Raw genomic sequence first — 16,730 nt, forward strand, 5'->3', positions numbered from 1 at the left:
GGATTTTTCAGCTTTATTTAAGCTATTAAAAAATTTATTTGTATCATTATTAGTTAAGCAGAAACTTAAACAATTTAATAAACTTTATGCGCCGTACTCTAATCACATTAGCATTGGGACTATTGCTTACTCATTCAAATGGGCAGGAAATCAGAAAAGAGGTTGAAAGCCCAAAAATGGAATGGTTCGATGATGCTAAATTGGGAATATTTATTCATTGGGGGATCTATTCCGTAAATGGAATATCAGAATCTTGGGCTTTTTTCAATAATTATCTAAGCCATGAAAACTATATGAAACAGCTCCAAGGATTTACTGCCGATAAGTACGATCCAAAGGAGTGGGTTCAATTGATCAAAGATTCTGGCGCGAAGTATTCTGTAATTACCACTAAACACCATGATGGGGTTTCCTTATTGGATAGTAAGATGGATCAACCAACAACTATTGCTAAGGATGCGGCTGCGAAAAAAGATGTTTTGACTCCTTTTGTGCAGGAACTTAAAGCCTCTGGCTTAAAGACTGGTCTTTACTTCTCTTTGCCCGATTGGAGCCATCCGAATTACGATATCATCACGAGGACCCAAAAAAGGTATGATATCAAGGAAGACCCCAACCGTTGGACTCAATTCCAAGATTATTATCAAGGACAATTAAAAGAATTATCAGTTGCCTATAAGCCCGACCTGATTTGGTTTGATGGTGATTGGGAGCATTCTTCTGAAGAATGGAAAGCCAAGGAAACTTTAGATTTACTTCGTAAGTATAACAAGAATATCATTATAAATTCTCGATTGAACAATCATGGCGATTATGCTACACCGGAACAGGGTATCCCAGTTCGGCGTCCTGACCATAGGTATTGGGAGTTATGCTATACCATGAATGATTCTTGGGGATACCAGCATTTTGACAAACATTACAAGAGTCCAAATATGATTGTGAGGACCTTGATTGAATGTTTGGCAATGGGTGGTAACTTATTGTTGGACATTGGCCCAAAGGCTGATGGAACAATTCCTGAAGAACAGGTTGCGATCCTCAAGGAGTTAGCCCGATGGACCAAGAAATATTCGGAAGCCATTTATGGCACTAGAGCTGGTTTATCGCAAGATTTAGTAAATGAAAAGAACAGTTTTTCTAAAGATGGTAAAACCTTATTTATTTACCTAGATCAGGTTAAGGATTATGTAGAGATGCAAGGTTTTGATGATCAGCCCTTGGAAATAAAGATGCTAGGAACAAACGAAAACGTTCCTTTTGAATATCAATTTGGTAAATTAAAGTTGCAGATTCCGACTGCTAATTTTGACCCCGTTGCCTCAGTTGTTGCAGTAAAATTCAATAAAAAGCCATCTATTAATCCTCATATCCTACCAGAACCAGTTGGAATTACTGACTTTCTATATGCAAAAACCCCACAAGAATCCATCCGTAAAATTGTGGATATGACCTCAATTGGTGCAAATCTATTTAAAGGTTATATCAATGAAGATGGCAGCAAATTGGATAAATCCTTTAACTTCCATAGCGAGGAAACTAAAAATTGGGTTAAAAAACATGCTGAAGTTCTCCAAGATGCTGCTAAAGGAATTCCAGCAAATCACTTTAACGGAAAAACAGCCTTATCCCCTGACAAACAAACATTATATCTATTTGTAGAGGGTCAACCAACAGGTCCAATTGCCATCAAGGGATTAAAGAACAATATCGCAAGGATCCGAATTGTAGGTGAAGGTTCTATGATTGGCCATGAGATTTATAACAAGCTTTACTGGAGTGCTACGCCAGGAATTGTATATATTGATATTCCTAAGGATAGATTGGATAAAAATACAACGGTGATTGCAGTCTTATTGGATAAACCAATTGAATTGTTCTCTGAAGAAGTAGGTGCTATTGAAAGCAATCTTTAGGTCAAGTGATACCAAAATAATAGAGGGATAAATCTTTTGATTTATCCCTCTATTATTTTGACGATTTCTTTGAATCCTCGGTTTTTTGCATGTTGGAGTGGACTTATTCCATCCTTATCAGGAATATCCATTTTAGAACCTGCATCTTTTAATATTTGTACGATTTCTTGGTATTTCTTGCTCCCATCACCTAATACGATAGCTTCCATTAAAGCAGTCCAACCTAACCTATTGACATGATCGATAGGATACCCTTTTGTATTGGCCAATAATCTAACGGTCTCTACATGTCCGCGCTCACAGGCTGGAATCAAAGCCGACCCATGATAACGATTAAAGACATCAAACCTCGCCCCATTTTCTAAAAATAGCTTCAGCATTTCAATTTGGCCTGTTGCTCCCGCATATAGAAACGGGCTATCTAAATTATCAGCTTGTTGGTTAACGTCTGCTTTAAATGAAACCAACAACTTTACCATGGGTAAATCTTGGTTTATCGTAGCGATCAATAGCAAGTTCCTTTTATTAGCATCAACCGTATTGACATCTTGTCCAGCTTTGAGAGCCGATTCCACTGCTTTAATATTTTTGCTCTCTACCAATTTAACCAGTCCTTGTTGGTCCACGATTTCAATCTCCTGTTCTTTTTTAGTTGAAGCCTGGCAAGATGAAAATCCCAATACCAGACATAGACAAATTGTTACTATCTTCATAATCAATACACTACCTTTCCGTTATAAATTAAAGATTTAACTTCAGAAACCCTTGATACCGCTTCAGCTGAACAACTTGCATCTACCAAAACCAGGTCTGCCGTATCACCAACCTTTGGCCAAAGCTGAGTACCTTTTTCGTCCAAAGGTGTAGGACCTGCAGTTGCTAATTTCAACATCCTAGACAATCCCAATTCCGTTGAATAGCCATATAATTGCGCTGCCAAATTTGCCTTTTGCAAAACACTTCCAGAACCAAAGGTATTCCAATGATCTACAATACTATCATTACCTACCATTACCTCTACCCCTTTGTTCATTAAGGTAGGAATTGGCATGATCAATCCTCCAAATGGAACCGTGGATATAATACCTATTCTAGCATCCGCTAATTTCTCAGCCAGCTCTTCTTGTTTAGCTTGGTCAATTTTGCCTAAAGCAAAACAATGGCTCAAATAAGTTTTGCCTTTGAGGCTTGGATTCTCATTAACTTTAGCAATCAGATATTCTATGGTTTTTACCCCTGAATCTCCAGTTTCATGGAGATGTATATCAATTCCTTTTTGATTATCCAAAGCCAGCTGGACGGTAAAGTCCATGGTCTTTTCAATAGCTCCATCAATACTGAATGGATCCAGACCACCAATAAAATCAATATCCATTTTTGCAGCTTCCTTTAGATAAGGAACAGTGTCTGTATAGAATACACCGTGTTGAGGGAATGCTACCAATTCAGCTCCAAATCCGTCCTTTTTATGGTCTAATGCTTTTTGGAGGTTTTTTAGGGATTCTAATTTCGACGTGGGTTCAATATTGACATGGCTCCTTGCAAAGCCTGATCCATGGGATTGCAATAATTCGATCAATTTCTCTGCCTTGAAGGTTGATGTCTTCAACAAATCCGGCATGATTTCCTGTTCAAGAGCGATCATTCCCTTCACGCCTCCTTTTCTCCTCTTGACAGCTTGCCATTTATCAGCATAAAATGTTTTATCCAGGTGGATATGCATATCCTTGAAGGAAGGCAACATCAATAATCCCTTGGCGTCAATGGCATCAGGATCATTGGAATTGGCACTGATATTTTTGATTTTACCATTCTCGATTTCAATCAAAAACAGTTCAGTTTTGGTTGAAGCCACTTCACCTTCCATAAATTCAAAGCCAGTCTCTAGTCTTACATTTTTAAGTTTTAGATTTTTCATGTCTTTATTGTAATTGATGGAGTCCATTGCTCTAGATTTAATATCTTCATTTGCAGCTAGGACATTTGAACCCAATGCTAAGCCTGCAACACTCATGGCGGAATTCCTTAAGAAGTCTTTTCTTGAAAGTTTCATTTCCAATAATTTTGAATGTGTGATTTACAATACAAAGGTAAGATGCTCTCCATCTAAATTCTTGGAAATAATATCCAAATCCTTGTAAATTTTATAACTGCGAGCGGAATTGACTAGGACTTAGACCTGTTTGATTCTTGAAAAAGTTAGAAAAATAGGCATGATCCGAGAATCCCAGATCGAACGCTATTTCCTTAACGCTACGATCAGAGGTCTGTAAAAGCCTTTTGGATTCAAGAGTAATCCGCTGATGGATAAGCTTATTTGCAGAAACTTTGAGATTCTTTTTGCAAAGGATATTCAGATAATTAGAACTGATGTTTAATTGTTCAGCATAAAAAGAAATCGATTTCTGGCTCTTGTAAAATTTATCAATAAGCCAATTGAACTTGGCTAGACGTGGCTGGGTTTGATAAACCTTAAATTCCTCAATATCAAATTCAGCTTCTTTACTGACCAATGCTGCAATAACAGCTGCACGTGCAGAAATCAGCTGATTTACAGGTTGGGGATCAAGTAATTCATCGCGGATAGCATTGAACTCATATAGCAACTTTTCAAATGCCTCCTTGCTAAGTTTAATAACGGGATGGTTCTGGTAATTGGTAAAAGAATATCGAAAAGCTGGAGCAAATTGCTCTAGGAAGGATTTTTCAATCATAAGCTGATATCCTTTTGATCCGGCAGCGATATGCCACTTATGGATCTGTTCTGGAAAAAGAACATGCACTTCCTGATCAGCAATGGAATAATCGACAGAGTCTATACTATGGACACCAGAGGCATGATCAAAAAGGATAATAATAAAGAAGTCATGCTTGTGGGGTTTCTCAATAATCTTTTCACCCAGGATCTCATTGAAGAGCAATTCTTTTTTTCCAGCGAATTGCTCCTCACGGAATCCATGCATATCAAGTGTAGGAATTACATTTTTGTCTTCCATTTGATTTCCTTTGAAAAGATTATTTCCTTCTAAAATTAAGGAATAACAAACGGAATAAGCTGACTAAGTCTAGATTTTGACAAAAATCCCTCTTTTATATAAGAAGATAAGTATTAGAAGAACAATAGAGTAATTTCCGATAGTCAGTATCAAATGAGAATACTCTTCAAAATGTTTTTCTAAACCAAAAGTCAAGGAATGGACCAAACTTCTGAAATCAATAACTTCAGCCAGTCCGTAGGCTACAATGGAATTCATACCATAAACTTTTAGCCAGCGGAAAGGCATTTTTATTTGTTTGACATCGATTACATAGTAAAAAACAGCCATCAATAAGATGCATATACCACCAGAGAACAAGGTCATGCTACCTGTCCATATTTTCTTAATGATCGGTTGTTGAAATTGCCAGATCAAACTTACAACGATACAGATTGCAGCGGCGATGATCAATTTTATAGTTGTTCCATTGGGATCTTTATCCTTCCCATCCTTGATCACTTTACCGGTAAGACAGCCCATTAATACCGTAACAACAAAAGTCAAGCTGCTCCAAATCCAGGTATATTGATAATGTTCGGAAAATATCCATTCATCGCCTTGCCATTTCACTCCATCCATAAAATTTTGAAGAAACATTTTGTCTAGATAGATGGCAAAATTATAATTAGGTTCGTATCCACCCCATGTGGACATTGGGATAGAATAAATGATCAATAAGGACAAGCCTAATCCGATGAGTTTTTTAAAGCTAAAATGAAGATACGCCAAGGAGGTAATGAGGTATCCTGTAGCGATTGCTTGTAATGTATTGGAATATAATCGTAATACGTGCCAATCAAATGCTAAAAGATTACCTTGCACAATCATCCCAATAATCCATAAAATCAGAAATCGCCTTATGATGTGCCTATATACTTCAGGGCTATCATTTCCAATTTTCCGATCTAAGGAAAAAGGAATGGTAATACCTGTCATAAATAGGAATAAAGGCATGATCAAGTCCCAAAGCCTAAAGCCTTCCCATGCTTCATGTTCAAATTGGGTCAACATGCTGTGATAAGCAGGGTTATCCCAGATCTGTCCAATAGACATCAAGACCGGTTGTAAAAAAACCAACAGAAACAGGTCAAGGCCCCTAAGGATATCGAGAGACTCTAATCGTTGTGAAGGAATAACTTTCATAATATATGGTTAATAGGGTTTATTTTCTAAGCATTGGAAATTGAGATATCCTTAAGGTAGTACAACCATAGGGTATCAATCGGATTTCAACTTCTTTTAATTCATTAATATTCAAACCATACATATCTGCGGTCGGCATGGGTCCTGCCATGCCATTATAAAGTTTCCAGAAAGGCAATTGCCTTGCTTTTACTTTCAATTCAATAGGGGCATTTTCACGGTTCCAAGGATATTCCTTATTGGTATTTGGATTTTCAGAGACTTGGAATAGCGTGGCCATTTCCTTTTTGTTGAACAATGGTAAGCCATAATTCCAATCTGCAGTAGGCCTGACTTCAATAAAGGAATTTCCATAGGCTACTTTTTCTTTGTCATCCAAGAACACTTCTTTTTCTTCACCAGGAATATCCAAAGCATAAACCAAAGGTCCTCTTTCTATGGCACGTGAACCTTCATGGTAAGTCTCAAAGTTAAATTCCATTGGAAAATCCAAAGTCATGACATCATTATTTTTCCAGGCTCTTTTGATTTCAATGACTGAACCTGGTTTCGCATCGGCATTAAACTCCTCCCCATTGATAAGGATTTTGGCATCTTTTGTCCATGAAGGAATTCGGATCTGATATGGAAATTCAACTGCATTTTCTCGATGATTGAATTTGAGGTTGATTTTACTTTCAAATGGATAGAAGGTTTCTTGGGAGACTTGTACCATTTTACCTGCTTCTCCAACTTTTACCACAGCGGATGACGGAGCATAGATCATGGAAGCAATTCCTTTATTTGCGGTTGCATAATACAGGTTTTGCGTGAATTTCGGCCAGCCTTGATGCATATTGGAAGTACAACACGGATAACCTGTCAAAAGCCCAAAAACAACATCTGTTCCTTGATGGTTGACATCGAAATTGTACATCTGCCTAGTGATCTGAACCTGATTGGCCTGCTGGAAATACTGCCGACGCATAAAATCATCGGAAATCTGTGTTGGCAATGCATTAAACGCCACTTTTTCTAAATGCTCTGCGAATCCTACATCGCCGGTAATTTCTAGCATCTTTTCTAAGGAAAACATCAACTCCACTGCAGAACAGAGTTCGGAACCCTGGGTAGGATTGCTCCCATGCAAGGCTTCATCGCCTCCATACATGCCTTGAGCCTGACCATTAAATAATTTAATATCAGACAGTCCTTGTTTCACTGCGGCCAGATGTTTAGGATCTTTACTTTGTTGATAAAAAATAACCGGCTCCTTGAGTCCTTGAGCAAGGTTGACACAATGTATGCTCCTAAATGTAGCAAGCATGTTGCGTTGGATAAATTTTTGGGTAAAGTCAAAACCCTGCGCATGCAGGATATCGGCTAGTTCCAGCAATTTTGGGTCTTCGGTAATATTGTATAGCCAATAAACTGCCTGTAAATTATCCGCTGATCGATATTCAGCCCAAAAGGTCCAATGTCCAAGGGGCTTCTCTTCTAATGTTTTTAGTTGATAATGGAAATATTTTGTAAAAAGGTTGACTACCCTTTGATCTTCAGTTGCCGAATAATATTGCTGCAATATTTTGAGCATGACCATCTTGGGCCACCAATCATGGGAATTATTCCTTTGGATACCTGGTTCATAATCATAATCTTTTGCTGGACCAAAATAACCATCTTCCGATTGGCTTTGCAGGGCCCACTCCACCCAACGCTGTGCTTTGGCTTTTAAACCTTTATCATTTAACTGATAGGCCAAAGGTAAGAGGCCATCAACCCAATAAGGTCCACGCTCCCATTGATCGCCATCACCACCTAACCAGCCATTTCGATCTCCCATAACCAGTGGATAAAGTTGATCTAATTGACCTGTAGCTCCATTTTTCTGGGTAATTAGCATTTCTTCCAACCAGCCTTGAGGTTTAATCGCTCCTAAAGGCAATTCCATATAAGGCTTTTGGATCAAAGGAGCCTTATTTTGAATATAGGGTTGGGCTTGAACTTGGGCGCTGGCAAAAGTCAATAGAAATGCAGCAAAGGACAATTTGATTTGTTTATTCATGGCATTAGGTTTATTCGAAATGAATCGATCGAAGCGATTACTCACTATGAAGTTAAAGTTTTTTTAACAATCATTTCCCATTTATATAAAGAAATTAGCTTTTGTTTTTGGCTTTAGATGAATTCTTGGTTATTTTTAAAATCAAAGCTAGAAAAGCATGCCCGAAGAAATTGTTCGCCTGGAAAACGTAGATAAAGTATATCAAACTGGAGACATTAGCATTACTGCATTGGCTAAAAGTAGCCTAAGTTTTGATTCAAATAAATTAACGTTGATCATGGGGCCATCCGGTTCTGGAAAAACTACTTTATTATCCATCATAGGATGTATTATCTATCCAAGTTCAGGAAAAGTTTATTATAAAGATAAAGAGGTAACGAGTTTATCGGAGAACAAACTTGCGGATTTACGTTTGCATGATATTGGCTTTGTTTTCCAGCAATTCAATTTATTGGAGCCTCTAACCGCATTGGAGAATGTGATGCAGCCATTATTATTGCAATCCGTTGAAAAAAAGGAAGCCAAAGAAAAGGCAATTTCAGCTTTGGAAGCGGTGGGATTATCCGACAGATTGCACAATTTGCCAAAGAAATTAAGTGGAGGGCAAAAACAACGTGTAGCCATCGCAAGAGCTTTAGTTACCAACCCCAGCATGATTTTATGCGATGAGCCTACTGCTTCCTTGGATGCAAAAAGTGCGTCCATCATTATGGAAGAACTCAAAGAACTAGCTCAAGAGGGAAAAGCAGTGATTATTGTCACACATGATTTAAGGTTAAAAAAATTCGCAGACGAAGTTATATATGTTGAAGAAGGAAATGTTTCAAATAGTATTCGAAATGAGGAAGATTACAAATAGCCTAAGCATTTTGAGTTTCTTGGTCTTATTGCTAGCTGTAGTCAGCTGCAAGAATGAAAAGAAACAAAAGGAAGAAGAGAAAGCGAAAGTCTCAGCCATTTATGGTTCTGTGATAGCAATTGGCAAAGTAATACCAGAGGACGGTTGGGTTCAGATCAGTTCGCCAGTCAGTGCAGAAATCAAAGAAATAAGGGTTAAGGAAGGCGATGAAGTTGAACAGGGACAAGTCTTAATGATCTTAAAAGAGAATAGCGAAGAATTAGATGTTGCTCAGTCCCAAGCGCAATTAGAGAGTTTGAAAGCAGCGCATCAAACTAATCTCAGCGATCTGGCGAAGCAGGATATCATATTACAAGAATTAAAATCTAAATATGAGACTTCTAAGGCTCTTTTTGCCAAAAATGCGGAAACTAAAGAAAAAGTTGAAAATGATCTTTCCAACCTAAAACAACAGGAGGAACTTATTTCAGGTTTGAGGAGCCAGATAAAAGCCAATAAAGCTTCAGAAAAGGAGCAATCTATTTTAATTTCCAAGAACAAGCAAAGCTTACAGGATTATCAGATTACAGCCATCAAGAAAGGCGTCATCGCTGAATTAAATGTTCAATTGGGCCAAACTATTAATGGTACTGAAGAATTGGGTAAAATTGTGGACAAGGATAATATCATTATTGAAGCAGAGGTTGATGAGTTATTCGCTGACAGTGTGAAAATAGGCCAAACCGTCGATATCAATTTTGTGGGTAAACCAACTGTCATTGGTAAAGGAAAGATTGTTTATGTCAGTCCTACCTTGATGAATAAATCTATTTTATTTGAAACAGCAAATGAAGCTGAAGATCGAAGAGTACGCAGGATACGGATTGAACCAAAGAAAAATCCTTCTTTATTGATCAATTCGAAAGTAGAATGTAAGGTAAAATTATAAGGTATGTTGGGATTAGCTTGGAAATTCATTCGCTTTGATCGAGCAAAGAGCTTTGGAATAATTACTGCCATCGTAATCAGTGTATTTCTAATTGGCCAACAATTAAGCCTCTTATTCTTTTTAATGGGATTAATGGGGAATTTGGTAAACAATGCGCCGGTAGAAAAGAATGATTTATGGATCATAGAATCCCAAAGCAGGAATGTGAATTCCATCAATAGCATAGACCAACGAGCTGTCCAGGAAATAGGCAGTTTGGAAGGCATTGAAAAAACGACGCCAATTATCCTTGCCAATGCCCAAGCTACCTTTTTGGATGGCAAGACTGCTGCCGTAACCTTAGTTGGGGCCCCTGCCCCTGCATTTATAATGGGTCCAGAATTTAATAAAATTGATAGCGGGTCTGTTCAGGATCTTTTACAGCCTTATGCTGTCAGTGCTGAATATTTCAATGCAAGAAGTTGGGAAACTTCTCTTTATTTAAATAAACCAATAGAGATCAATGGTAAGAGTGCCAAATTAGCGGTCATCACAAAAAACGCGCAAGCATTTGGGGCCAGTTTTATGTATACCACGCTGGAAAATGCGACTTATTTCGGAAACTTCCCCAAAGATAAGGTCAGTTTAATCATTGCCAAGCTTACTGATGGACAGGACAAAAAAGAGATGATTGAAGTAATCAATCAGAATTTTCCTCATTTAAGGGCATGGGATGCTGAAAAGCTAAGATCATCAACGGTTAAGGAAATCTTGATTTCATCAAATATGGGGATGAGCTTTGGAACTCTCGTAGTATTCGCCATGATTTCTGGTTTTTTTATAATTGGCTTAACTCTATATTCATCTGCTTTAGACAGGATCAAGGATTACGGTACATTAAAGGCAATTGGAGCCAAAAACAAATTTGTCAATCGGTTGATCATTGCGCAAGCCTTTCTATATGCATCAATTGGTTATGGGATAGCCATGATGCTGATCTATGGTTTTAAGTTTGGGGTCGAAAAAAGTGGTTTAAATATAAATGTGAGTATACCTTTTGCCTTGTTCTTATTATTGGTTACCATGATTATTTCCATTGGGGGCTCTTTATTTGCCGTTAGAAAAATATCTAAATTAGAACCAGCCTCAGTTTTTTAATATGAAGAAATCCATCTTTACCATATTACTCATAATAGGATATTCCATATCCGGAAATGCCCAGAGCCTTAGCCTAATGGACCTCTGGAATTATGCTGGTCAAGGAAGGAGTTTAAAGGAAAAGAAACTGAATAAAGAAGTTCAGGAAGAGCAATTGAATGTTAGAAGATCAGAGCGATTTCCTGTGATTTATGGCGATGCCAACTTGCAAAGGAATTTAATAATTCCAACTACTCCAGTACCCGCAATAGCATTTGATCCCAATGCTGAAGAAGGAGCAATATTACCATTAAAGTTTTCTACCAAATGGAATTCTAAGGCTGGTCTACAATTGGAATGGGACTTATTTAATCCCAACAGGAAAACGCAACAACAGGAGGACCAAATCGCTTTAGAAAAAGCCAAGGTTGAGGAATCTTTAGCTGAACAAGATTGGAGGACCAATGCTACGCTTGCCTATGCTTCCATTGTATTGGCGACAGCGCAATACCAATTTGCCTTAAAAGATTCAGCCTTATTTGAAGAAATTAATGCCATCAATAAAGAAAGGTTTTTGGCTGGAAGAGGGAGTTCAGAAGAATATAGCTTTTCCCAACAGGAAGTACAACGAAAAAGAATCCTGATGCATGAATCATGGTCCATTTTGCAGGAAGCGAATTTAGAGCTAGGTAGATATTATCCATTAGATTCCATAACCGTTTTGAGCAATAATATGGAAGAAATAATAATGGAATTAGAAGGATATGAAAAAAAGGGTTATGATCAGAAGTTAATAGAATTAGACCAGCAATTATCTATCATTCAATTGAATGGGATAAAGCGTCAGGCCTTACCGAGCCTTAGCTTTAATGCCTATTACGGTGCTCAATACTTCAGTAATTCCTTAAACCTGGTCGATAAAAGCAATTGGTATGGCTATAGCTATGCAAACCTGGGCCTTCGAATACCTATTTCAGCCTATTTTAGCAATAGCAGTGCAATCAGGAAAGCTCAACTCAGTGAAAAAGTCTTTTTGCAGCAACTGGAAGACCTTCAACTGAATGATGGAATCGACCAAAAACAAAAGCAGGGAAAAATAATATTTTCAAAACAAAAGATTGAAGCTTTGGAGAAAATAAAAAATCTAGCGCTCCAAAACAAGGAGGAGAAATTGGCGGCCTATCAGAGTGGCAGAATATTATTGATAGACTTTAATAAAGCCAGCAGTGATTACCTGAAATCATGTCAGGATATTTGGCAAGCAAAATACGACCTATTGAAAATCATTTTGGAACAATAACCATTTTTCGTCTTCTTTAACAAAAAGCAGTAATTATTTTATAATCAACATTTTATTTCTATTTTTAGACGAGGCCTAATTATTTTAGGTCTCTCAAACCAATATTAATTTAAAATGCCATGAGTACAATTATCAGTATAGTCATTATTGCTATAGTCATTATTGTTCTTATAGTGAGTTGGATGACGGGTAAATCCACTGCAAGCCGGCCCGAATTTTCTGAAAACGATTATCCTGAAATAAATAATGATAAAGGCATTTTAATTGAAGGCCCTATTTACAGTGAAGTTAAGGAAGCATGTATGGATTTCTGCGAAATGATCAATGAAATGGAATATCATGTCATTATCAAGCTCGTCCGAATCGACCCCAATACTTGTTTACTTCTATTTCCTTATGAAATTGACTTCAAATATTATTGTTATCTCTTGAATTATCTAGAGTTCCCTTTGTATTTGAAATTCAACGCAAAGGTAACTGGCTGGTTAACTTCAAAAAAAATAGACCAATGGATTGATAATCGTTCGGTCAATAAGAGAATCATGGTTTACAATGCAGCAGATAAAAACAATGCCGACCTCGTTTACTTCACGACCATGGATCAGATTGGTTATATCGTAGAGTTTAGTTCAAATGAAAAAGCAAAGGAATTACCAAGTCCTGTAAGACGTTTTGAATCGTGTAAAAGATGTGTTGATGATTTAAATATACTTAAAGGGGAATTGATCGTTTCAAAAAGTTAATTTACTGGGTGACAAAATGTACAGGCTTATAGAATGTCAGACTGACAGTCTTGTTAGCCATAAGAAATCAAGCCCGATAATCAATGCATTTTATCGCTATTCAACAACAAAAATGTTAAAAATAGTTAAACGAAATGTTAATTTCCATTTCGGCACAGACATTGAATATATCTAATCAAATTTCATAATTTAGGTTAATAATTGGTTAGTTAAAACTCCTTAGGTTCCCCGCCTAAGGAGTTTTTTTATGCAATGAAATTAATCTTAGGCAATAATTCTTATTTTTACAGGAGTAAAATATTAGGTCCTATCCTTTATTACTAAATACACTAAGTAAACCACTTTAAACTTCCTATAAAGACATGGCTAAAATAACCACACAAGAGGTTTTAGATGAATTAAAATCATTAGGTTCAGAAAAACTAGTTGCACAAAATAAAAAAAGAGGCGCCGGCGATAATCAATTTGGAGTTAAGATGGGCGATGTCCGTAAGATAGCTGCCAAAATAAAAAAAGATCAGGAACTGGGACTTGAACTATGGGAGACCAACAATATGGAAGCTAGATGTGTTGCCATCTTAATTCTGGACCCTAAAAAATTAAGTAATGAGCAATTGACGTCGATGGTATCATCAGAGAACTTTGCGAATGTAATTGATTGGCTATATAGTTATTTAATCAAAGATAGTTTAGACAAGCAGACCTTGAGATTACAATGGGAAAAAGCTGAGAATGTGATGTTGCAGCGGTTAGCTTGGAGTTTGATTTCCGGAAATATTGCCAGAAATCCTGAATTGGAAGATACCCCAAAATTATTGGATTATATCGAAAAACACATGCTGGAAGCAAAGCCTGAGGTTCAATGGACCATGAACAGCACATTAGCTCAGATAGGTATAAAACAACCTCATTATAGAGATCGCGCTATAGCAATTGGACATAAGTTAGGTGTCTATAAGGATTATCCCGTTTCAAAAGGTTGTACCTCTCCTTTTGCCCCAATTTGGATTGATTACTTTGTGAGCAGAGAACAGTAAGGGCCAAGGATATTAATATATTTTTAACAATAAGTTTATAAAGCCGATATAAAGCAGTTGAAATCCACATTTTTCAACTGCTTTATTTATTTTATTAAATATTTAGAAATAATTTTTATATTTACTATAGTTTACGGACTCACTAGCTGCTACCATTTTATTAAAAACTAATATATGATACTATTAACCAAGCGATTACCTATTTATTTTTTAATAATACCGTTCTCTTTTCTATTTTGTATTCTCCATTCCTGCGGACCTAAGGAAATCGAACCGGAACCGGAACCGAAGCCAGCCCCAAAACCGGAACCAGAACCCGAGCCCGAACCTGTAGAGAAGCCCAGAATCATATTATATAAATATACTTCTGAAAAGAATGAGGATTTTATTGAGTACCTAAAAGGCTTTGTTGTAAAAAATCTTACTGAACCAGATATCAAACTGCATTTCGGAAATCGAGTTACTTATTTCAGGCCTGATTCCATCTTGATAAAAGAGGATTCCATGTTTGTTTATAAATCAAAAATGCCCATGGGGTCCTATCAAATAAAATGGTCGGAGCAAATCCTTCAGATCCATGAGGCCAAAAACAATACCTGGAAGAATTGGGCGAGCATTAACGCCGATTCTATCCTAACCCTAAAAGTGAGCTACTACAAGAAAAACGCAAATAATAGCAAAAGCAGCCACCTGAGTTTCGGGCAACAATATGAAATGCCAGACAATAGGCATTTGCTTGATGCAGACCCCTTAAATAATTCCAGATTGATCTGGTTGATAAAGAATTATGTTTTTACCCCTGAAAAGAAATAAATATGAGAACTGGACTATTAACAACTTTGCTATTTATTTTGACATTTGGAATCATTTCAGCACAAGAAACAAAATCTTCCGCGACTTTATTCAGCAAAAACCCTGAACAGCTTTATTTAGGAGCCGTCCTAAGTAAAAAATCTATCAATACGGAGAAACATGAATTCAAGGATATCAAGACCAAGGAGAAGATTTTTCTCCTATCCACGACCTTTAAATACGAATTTCCCGAAATTGTGCCGACAAAGGAAAATATGTATCAGGTAATAGCTGATGAATTGAAGTCAAAAGGAGCTCCAACTAGTTCAGGAATTGCTAGCTATTCCTTTTATCCGATTCGAAATCTAGAGGATCTCTATGCTAATTTTGGACAAAAAATGGATTTGGGAAAATGGTTTGGATTGGACATAAATAATAAAATGCCAGTATCCAATATTTTGATTGCTTATGAGATCCCTCTATTTGATCTCTATTTAGATATTGCAGAAACAGGAATGATGAATTATAGGGAAGAATTAGCAAAATTAAAGGATGATGACCTGATCTATGTTATGAGTATCACCTGGGGAAGGAAGGCATTAATATTTGTTCAATCTGATTTTGATGAAAATAGTTTGAAAGTTGCGTTGAATAGATACCTCAACGACGAGGAATTGACGGATGAACAAAAGGTAATCTTGGAAACCGCGACCTTCTCTTACAATATTTTTGAGGACGTTCCTTTGGAATTAGAAAACACCAACCCTATTAAAACAGTATTGAACTATCTTTCAGCGCCCATTACTGCGGATAATTACGGTGCTATTATCCATTTTATGGCTGATGAAATCGATGGCTCAACCTATAATAACAACTTTTAGGTATGAGTTTTATCAAACTCGACTTTTTTAATAACCGGGACTCCAAATAAGCCAAAAGAAAGATGAACGCTTAGGGAATCTGGATGAATATTTTGTTGCCTTATTTCTTTAGAAAGTCCTATTCTTTTATGGTATCCGCCATCAAACTCAGCTTTGACCACTTTTGGGGCAATCTCTTCTCCGGGAATCCATATTTTATTGATCTTACATCTAACCTTATAGCTAGAAACTTGGGTTGTAGAAGAACAGAAAAAGAAGTTTAGGCTTAGAAAAATAAAGGTCAGGTAAGATCCTGAAAGGATAATGCTATAAAAAACACTTTCCAATTTTCCCACAGCATTAAATAAGCTATGTTTTCTGATTAGGAAATAGATAACTATCCCAAATAGAAAGAAGGAAAAGATCACTTTTAGCGACAACAAGGTTTTTTCGTAAAGAAAATAATTTAAAATATTTAAAACAAATACCGAGAGAAATAATCTATCTAGCAAAGTGAGCTTTTTTTGTTTTAACCCCATAACTCGTCAAAAGCCTTAATTTTTTAATGAACAAATATATAAAATTCAAATAAAAACACTTTATTTACAAATACGAAAAGTGAGACTAAATAAAATATGTTTTTTAACACAAGTGTCATTATTGCTAAAATTAAGAAATGTATTTTCCTATTACGAATATTTTAAATATATTTGAACACAATCGACAAAAAAAGTGAAACCAATATTTGACCTAATTTATTGAATGAAAAAATATATTTAATGGAAAAAGGCACAATATGGTCATAGTTTTATTTTTCAGTTTTGTTATTTTATCCTCAAGTGTTGTGATCTATGCAAACTGGTTTATCACTGGAGATTACAGAATGAAGCAATATTTATATAGAATATGGATATCTGCATTTTTCTTGATTTCTTTATATGTTATATTCTATTC

At 36.5% G+C, this 16,730-nt stretch carries 15 protein-coding genes; 9 read left to right on the forward strand and 6 right to left on the reverse strand.

Features of this window, described 5'->3' with window-relative positions; genetic code table 11:
* Positions 1 to 86 precede the first annotated feature (86 nt).
* The gene (locus CKW03_RS11405) at positions 87 to 1,916 is read left to right on the forward strand and encodes an alpha-L-fucosidase (RefSeq protein WP_093096951.1); all 1,830 of its coding nucleotides are present in this window, start codon (positions 87 to 89) and stop codon (positions 1,914 to 1,916) included.
* A gap of 41 nt (positions 1,917 to 1,957) precedes the next feature.
* Here CKW03_RS11405 and CKW03_RS11410 read toward each other — a convergent pair whose 3' ends face one another.
* From CKW03_RS11410 to CKW03_RS11430, 5 genes are all read right to left on the reverse strand, one after another.
* Positions 1,958 to 2,629: an ankyrin repeat domain-containing protein gene (locus CKW03_RS11410; RefSeq protein WP_093096953.1), complete on the reverse strand. Its 672-nt coding sequence runs from the start codon at positions 2,627 to 2,629 to the stop codon at positions 1,958 to 1,960.
* Between the two features lie 2 nt (positions 2,630 to 2,631).
* Positions 2,632 to 3,969: an amidohydrolase gene (locus CKW03_RS11415; RefSeq protein ID WP_093096956.1), complete on the reverse strand. Its 1,338-nt coding sequence runs from the start codon at positions 3,967 to 3,969 to the stop codon at positions 2,632 to 2,634.
* 91 nt (positions 3,970 to 4,060) lie between these two features.
* A complete protein-coding gene (locus CKW03_RS11420; protein WP_093096959.1) occupies positions 4,061 to 4,912 on the reverse strand; it encodes a helix-turn-helix domain-containing protein in 852 nt (283 codons plus the stop codon).
* A gap of 69 nt (positions 4,913 to 4,981) precedes the next feature.
* Complete coding sequence (locus CKW03_RS11425; protein ID WP_093096962.1) at positions 4,982 to 6,097, reverse strand: acyltransferase family protein; 1,116 nt, start codon at positions 6,095 to 6,097, stop codon at positions 4,982 to 4,984.
* Between the two features lie 19 nt (positions 6,098 to 6,116).
* Entirely contained in the window at positions 6,117 to 8,141 is a 2,025-nt protein-coding gene (locus tag CKW03_RS11430; protein ID WP_093096965.1) for a beta-L-arabinofuranosidase domain-containing protein, read from the reverse strand.
* 157 nt (positions 8,142 to 8,298) lie between these two features.
* On the opposite strand from CKW03_RS11430, the gene CKW03_RS11435 reads away from it, so the two are divergent.
* From CKW03_RS11435 to CKW03_RS11470, 8 genes are all read left to right on the forward strand, one after another.
* A complete protein-coding gene (locus CKW03_RS11435) occupies positions 8,299 to 9,000 on the forward strand; it encodes an ABC transporter ATP-binding protein (RefSeq protein WP_093096969.1) in 702 nt (233 codons plus the stop codon).
* Complete coding sequence (locus CKW03_RS11440; protein WP_157739499.1) at positions 8,981 to 9,928, forward strand: HlyD family secretion protein; 948 nt, start codon at positions 8,981 to 8,983, stop codon at positions 9,926 to 9,928. The genes CKW03_RS11435 and CKW03_RS11440 overlap by 20 nt, the downstream gene beginning before the upstream one ends.
* Positions 9,929 to 9,931: 3 nt before the next feature.
* Entirely contained in the window at positions 9,932 to 11,065 is a 1,134-nt protein-coding gene (locus CKW03_RS11445) for an ABC transporter permease (RefSeq protein WP_093096975.1), read from the forward strand.
* Position 11,066: 1 nt separating this feature from the next.
* Positions 11,067 to 12,344, forward strand: coding sequence for a TolC family protein (locus CKW03_RS11450; protein ID WP_093096978.1), 1,278 nt, complete (start codon positions 11,067 to 11,069; stop codon positions 12,342 to 12,344).
* A gap of 119 nt (positions 12,345 to 12,463) precedes the next feature.
* Entirely contained in the window at positions 12,464 to 13,087 is a 624-nt protein-coding gene (locus tag CKW03_RS11455; RefSeq protein WP_139185447.1) for a hypothetical protein, read from the forward strand.
* 362 nt (positions 13,088 to 13,449) lie between these two features.
* On the forward strand, positions 13,450 to 14,124 hold the full coding sequence (locus tag CKW03_RS11460) for a DNA alkylation repair protein (protein ID WP_236736464.1): 675 nt from the start codon (positions 13,450 to 13,452) through the stop codon (positions 14,122 to 14,124).
* 174 nt (positions 14,125 to 14,298) lie between these two features.
* A complete protein-coding gene (locus CKW03_RS11465) occupies positions 14,299 to 14,937 on the forward strand; it encodes a hypothetical protein (protein ID WP_093096984.1) in 639 nt (212 codons plus the stop codon).
* A gap of 2 nt (positions 14,938 to 14,939) precedes the next feature.
* Positions 14,940 to 15,797, forward strand: a complete 858-nt coding sequence (locus tag CKW03_RS11470; protein ID WP_093096987.1) for a hypothetical protein — start codon at positions 14,940 to 14,942, stop codon at positions 15,795 to 15,797.
* On the opposite strand, the gene CKW03_RS20415 is transcribed toward CKW03_RS11470, so the two are convergent.
* The gene (locus tag CKW03_RS20415; protein ID WP_337975700.1) at positions 15,794 to 16,288 is read right to left on the reverse strand and encodes a hypothetical protein; all 495 of its coding nucleotides are present in this window, start codon (positions 16,286 to 16,288) and stop codon (positions 15,794 to 15,796) included. The two genes, CKW03_RS11470 and CKW03_RS20415, sit on opposite strands and share 4 nt — an antisense overlap.
* Positions 16,289 to 16,730: the final 442 nt, after the last annotated feature.

It is taken from the genome of Sphingobacterium mizutaii, assembly GCF_900187125.1.
Lineage (GTDB): Bacteria > Bacteroidota > Bacteroidia > Sphingobacteriales > Sphingobacteriaceae > Sphingobacterium > Sphingobacterium mizutaii.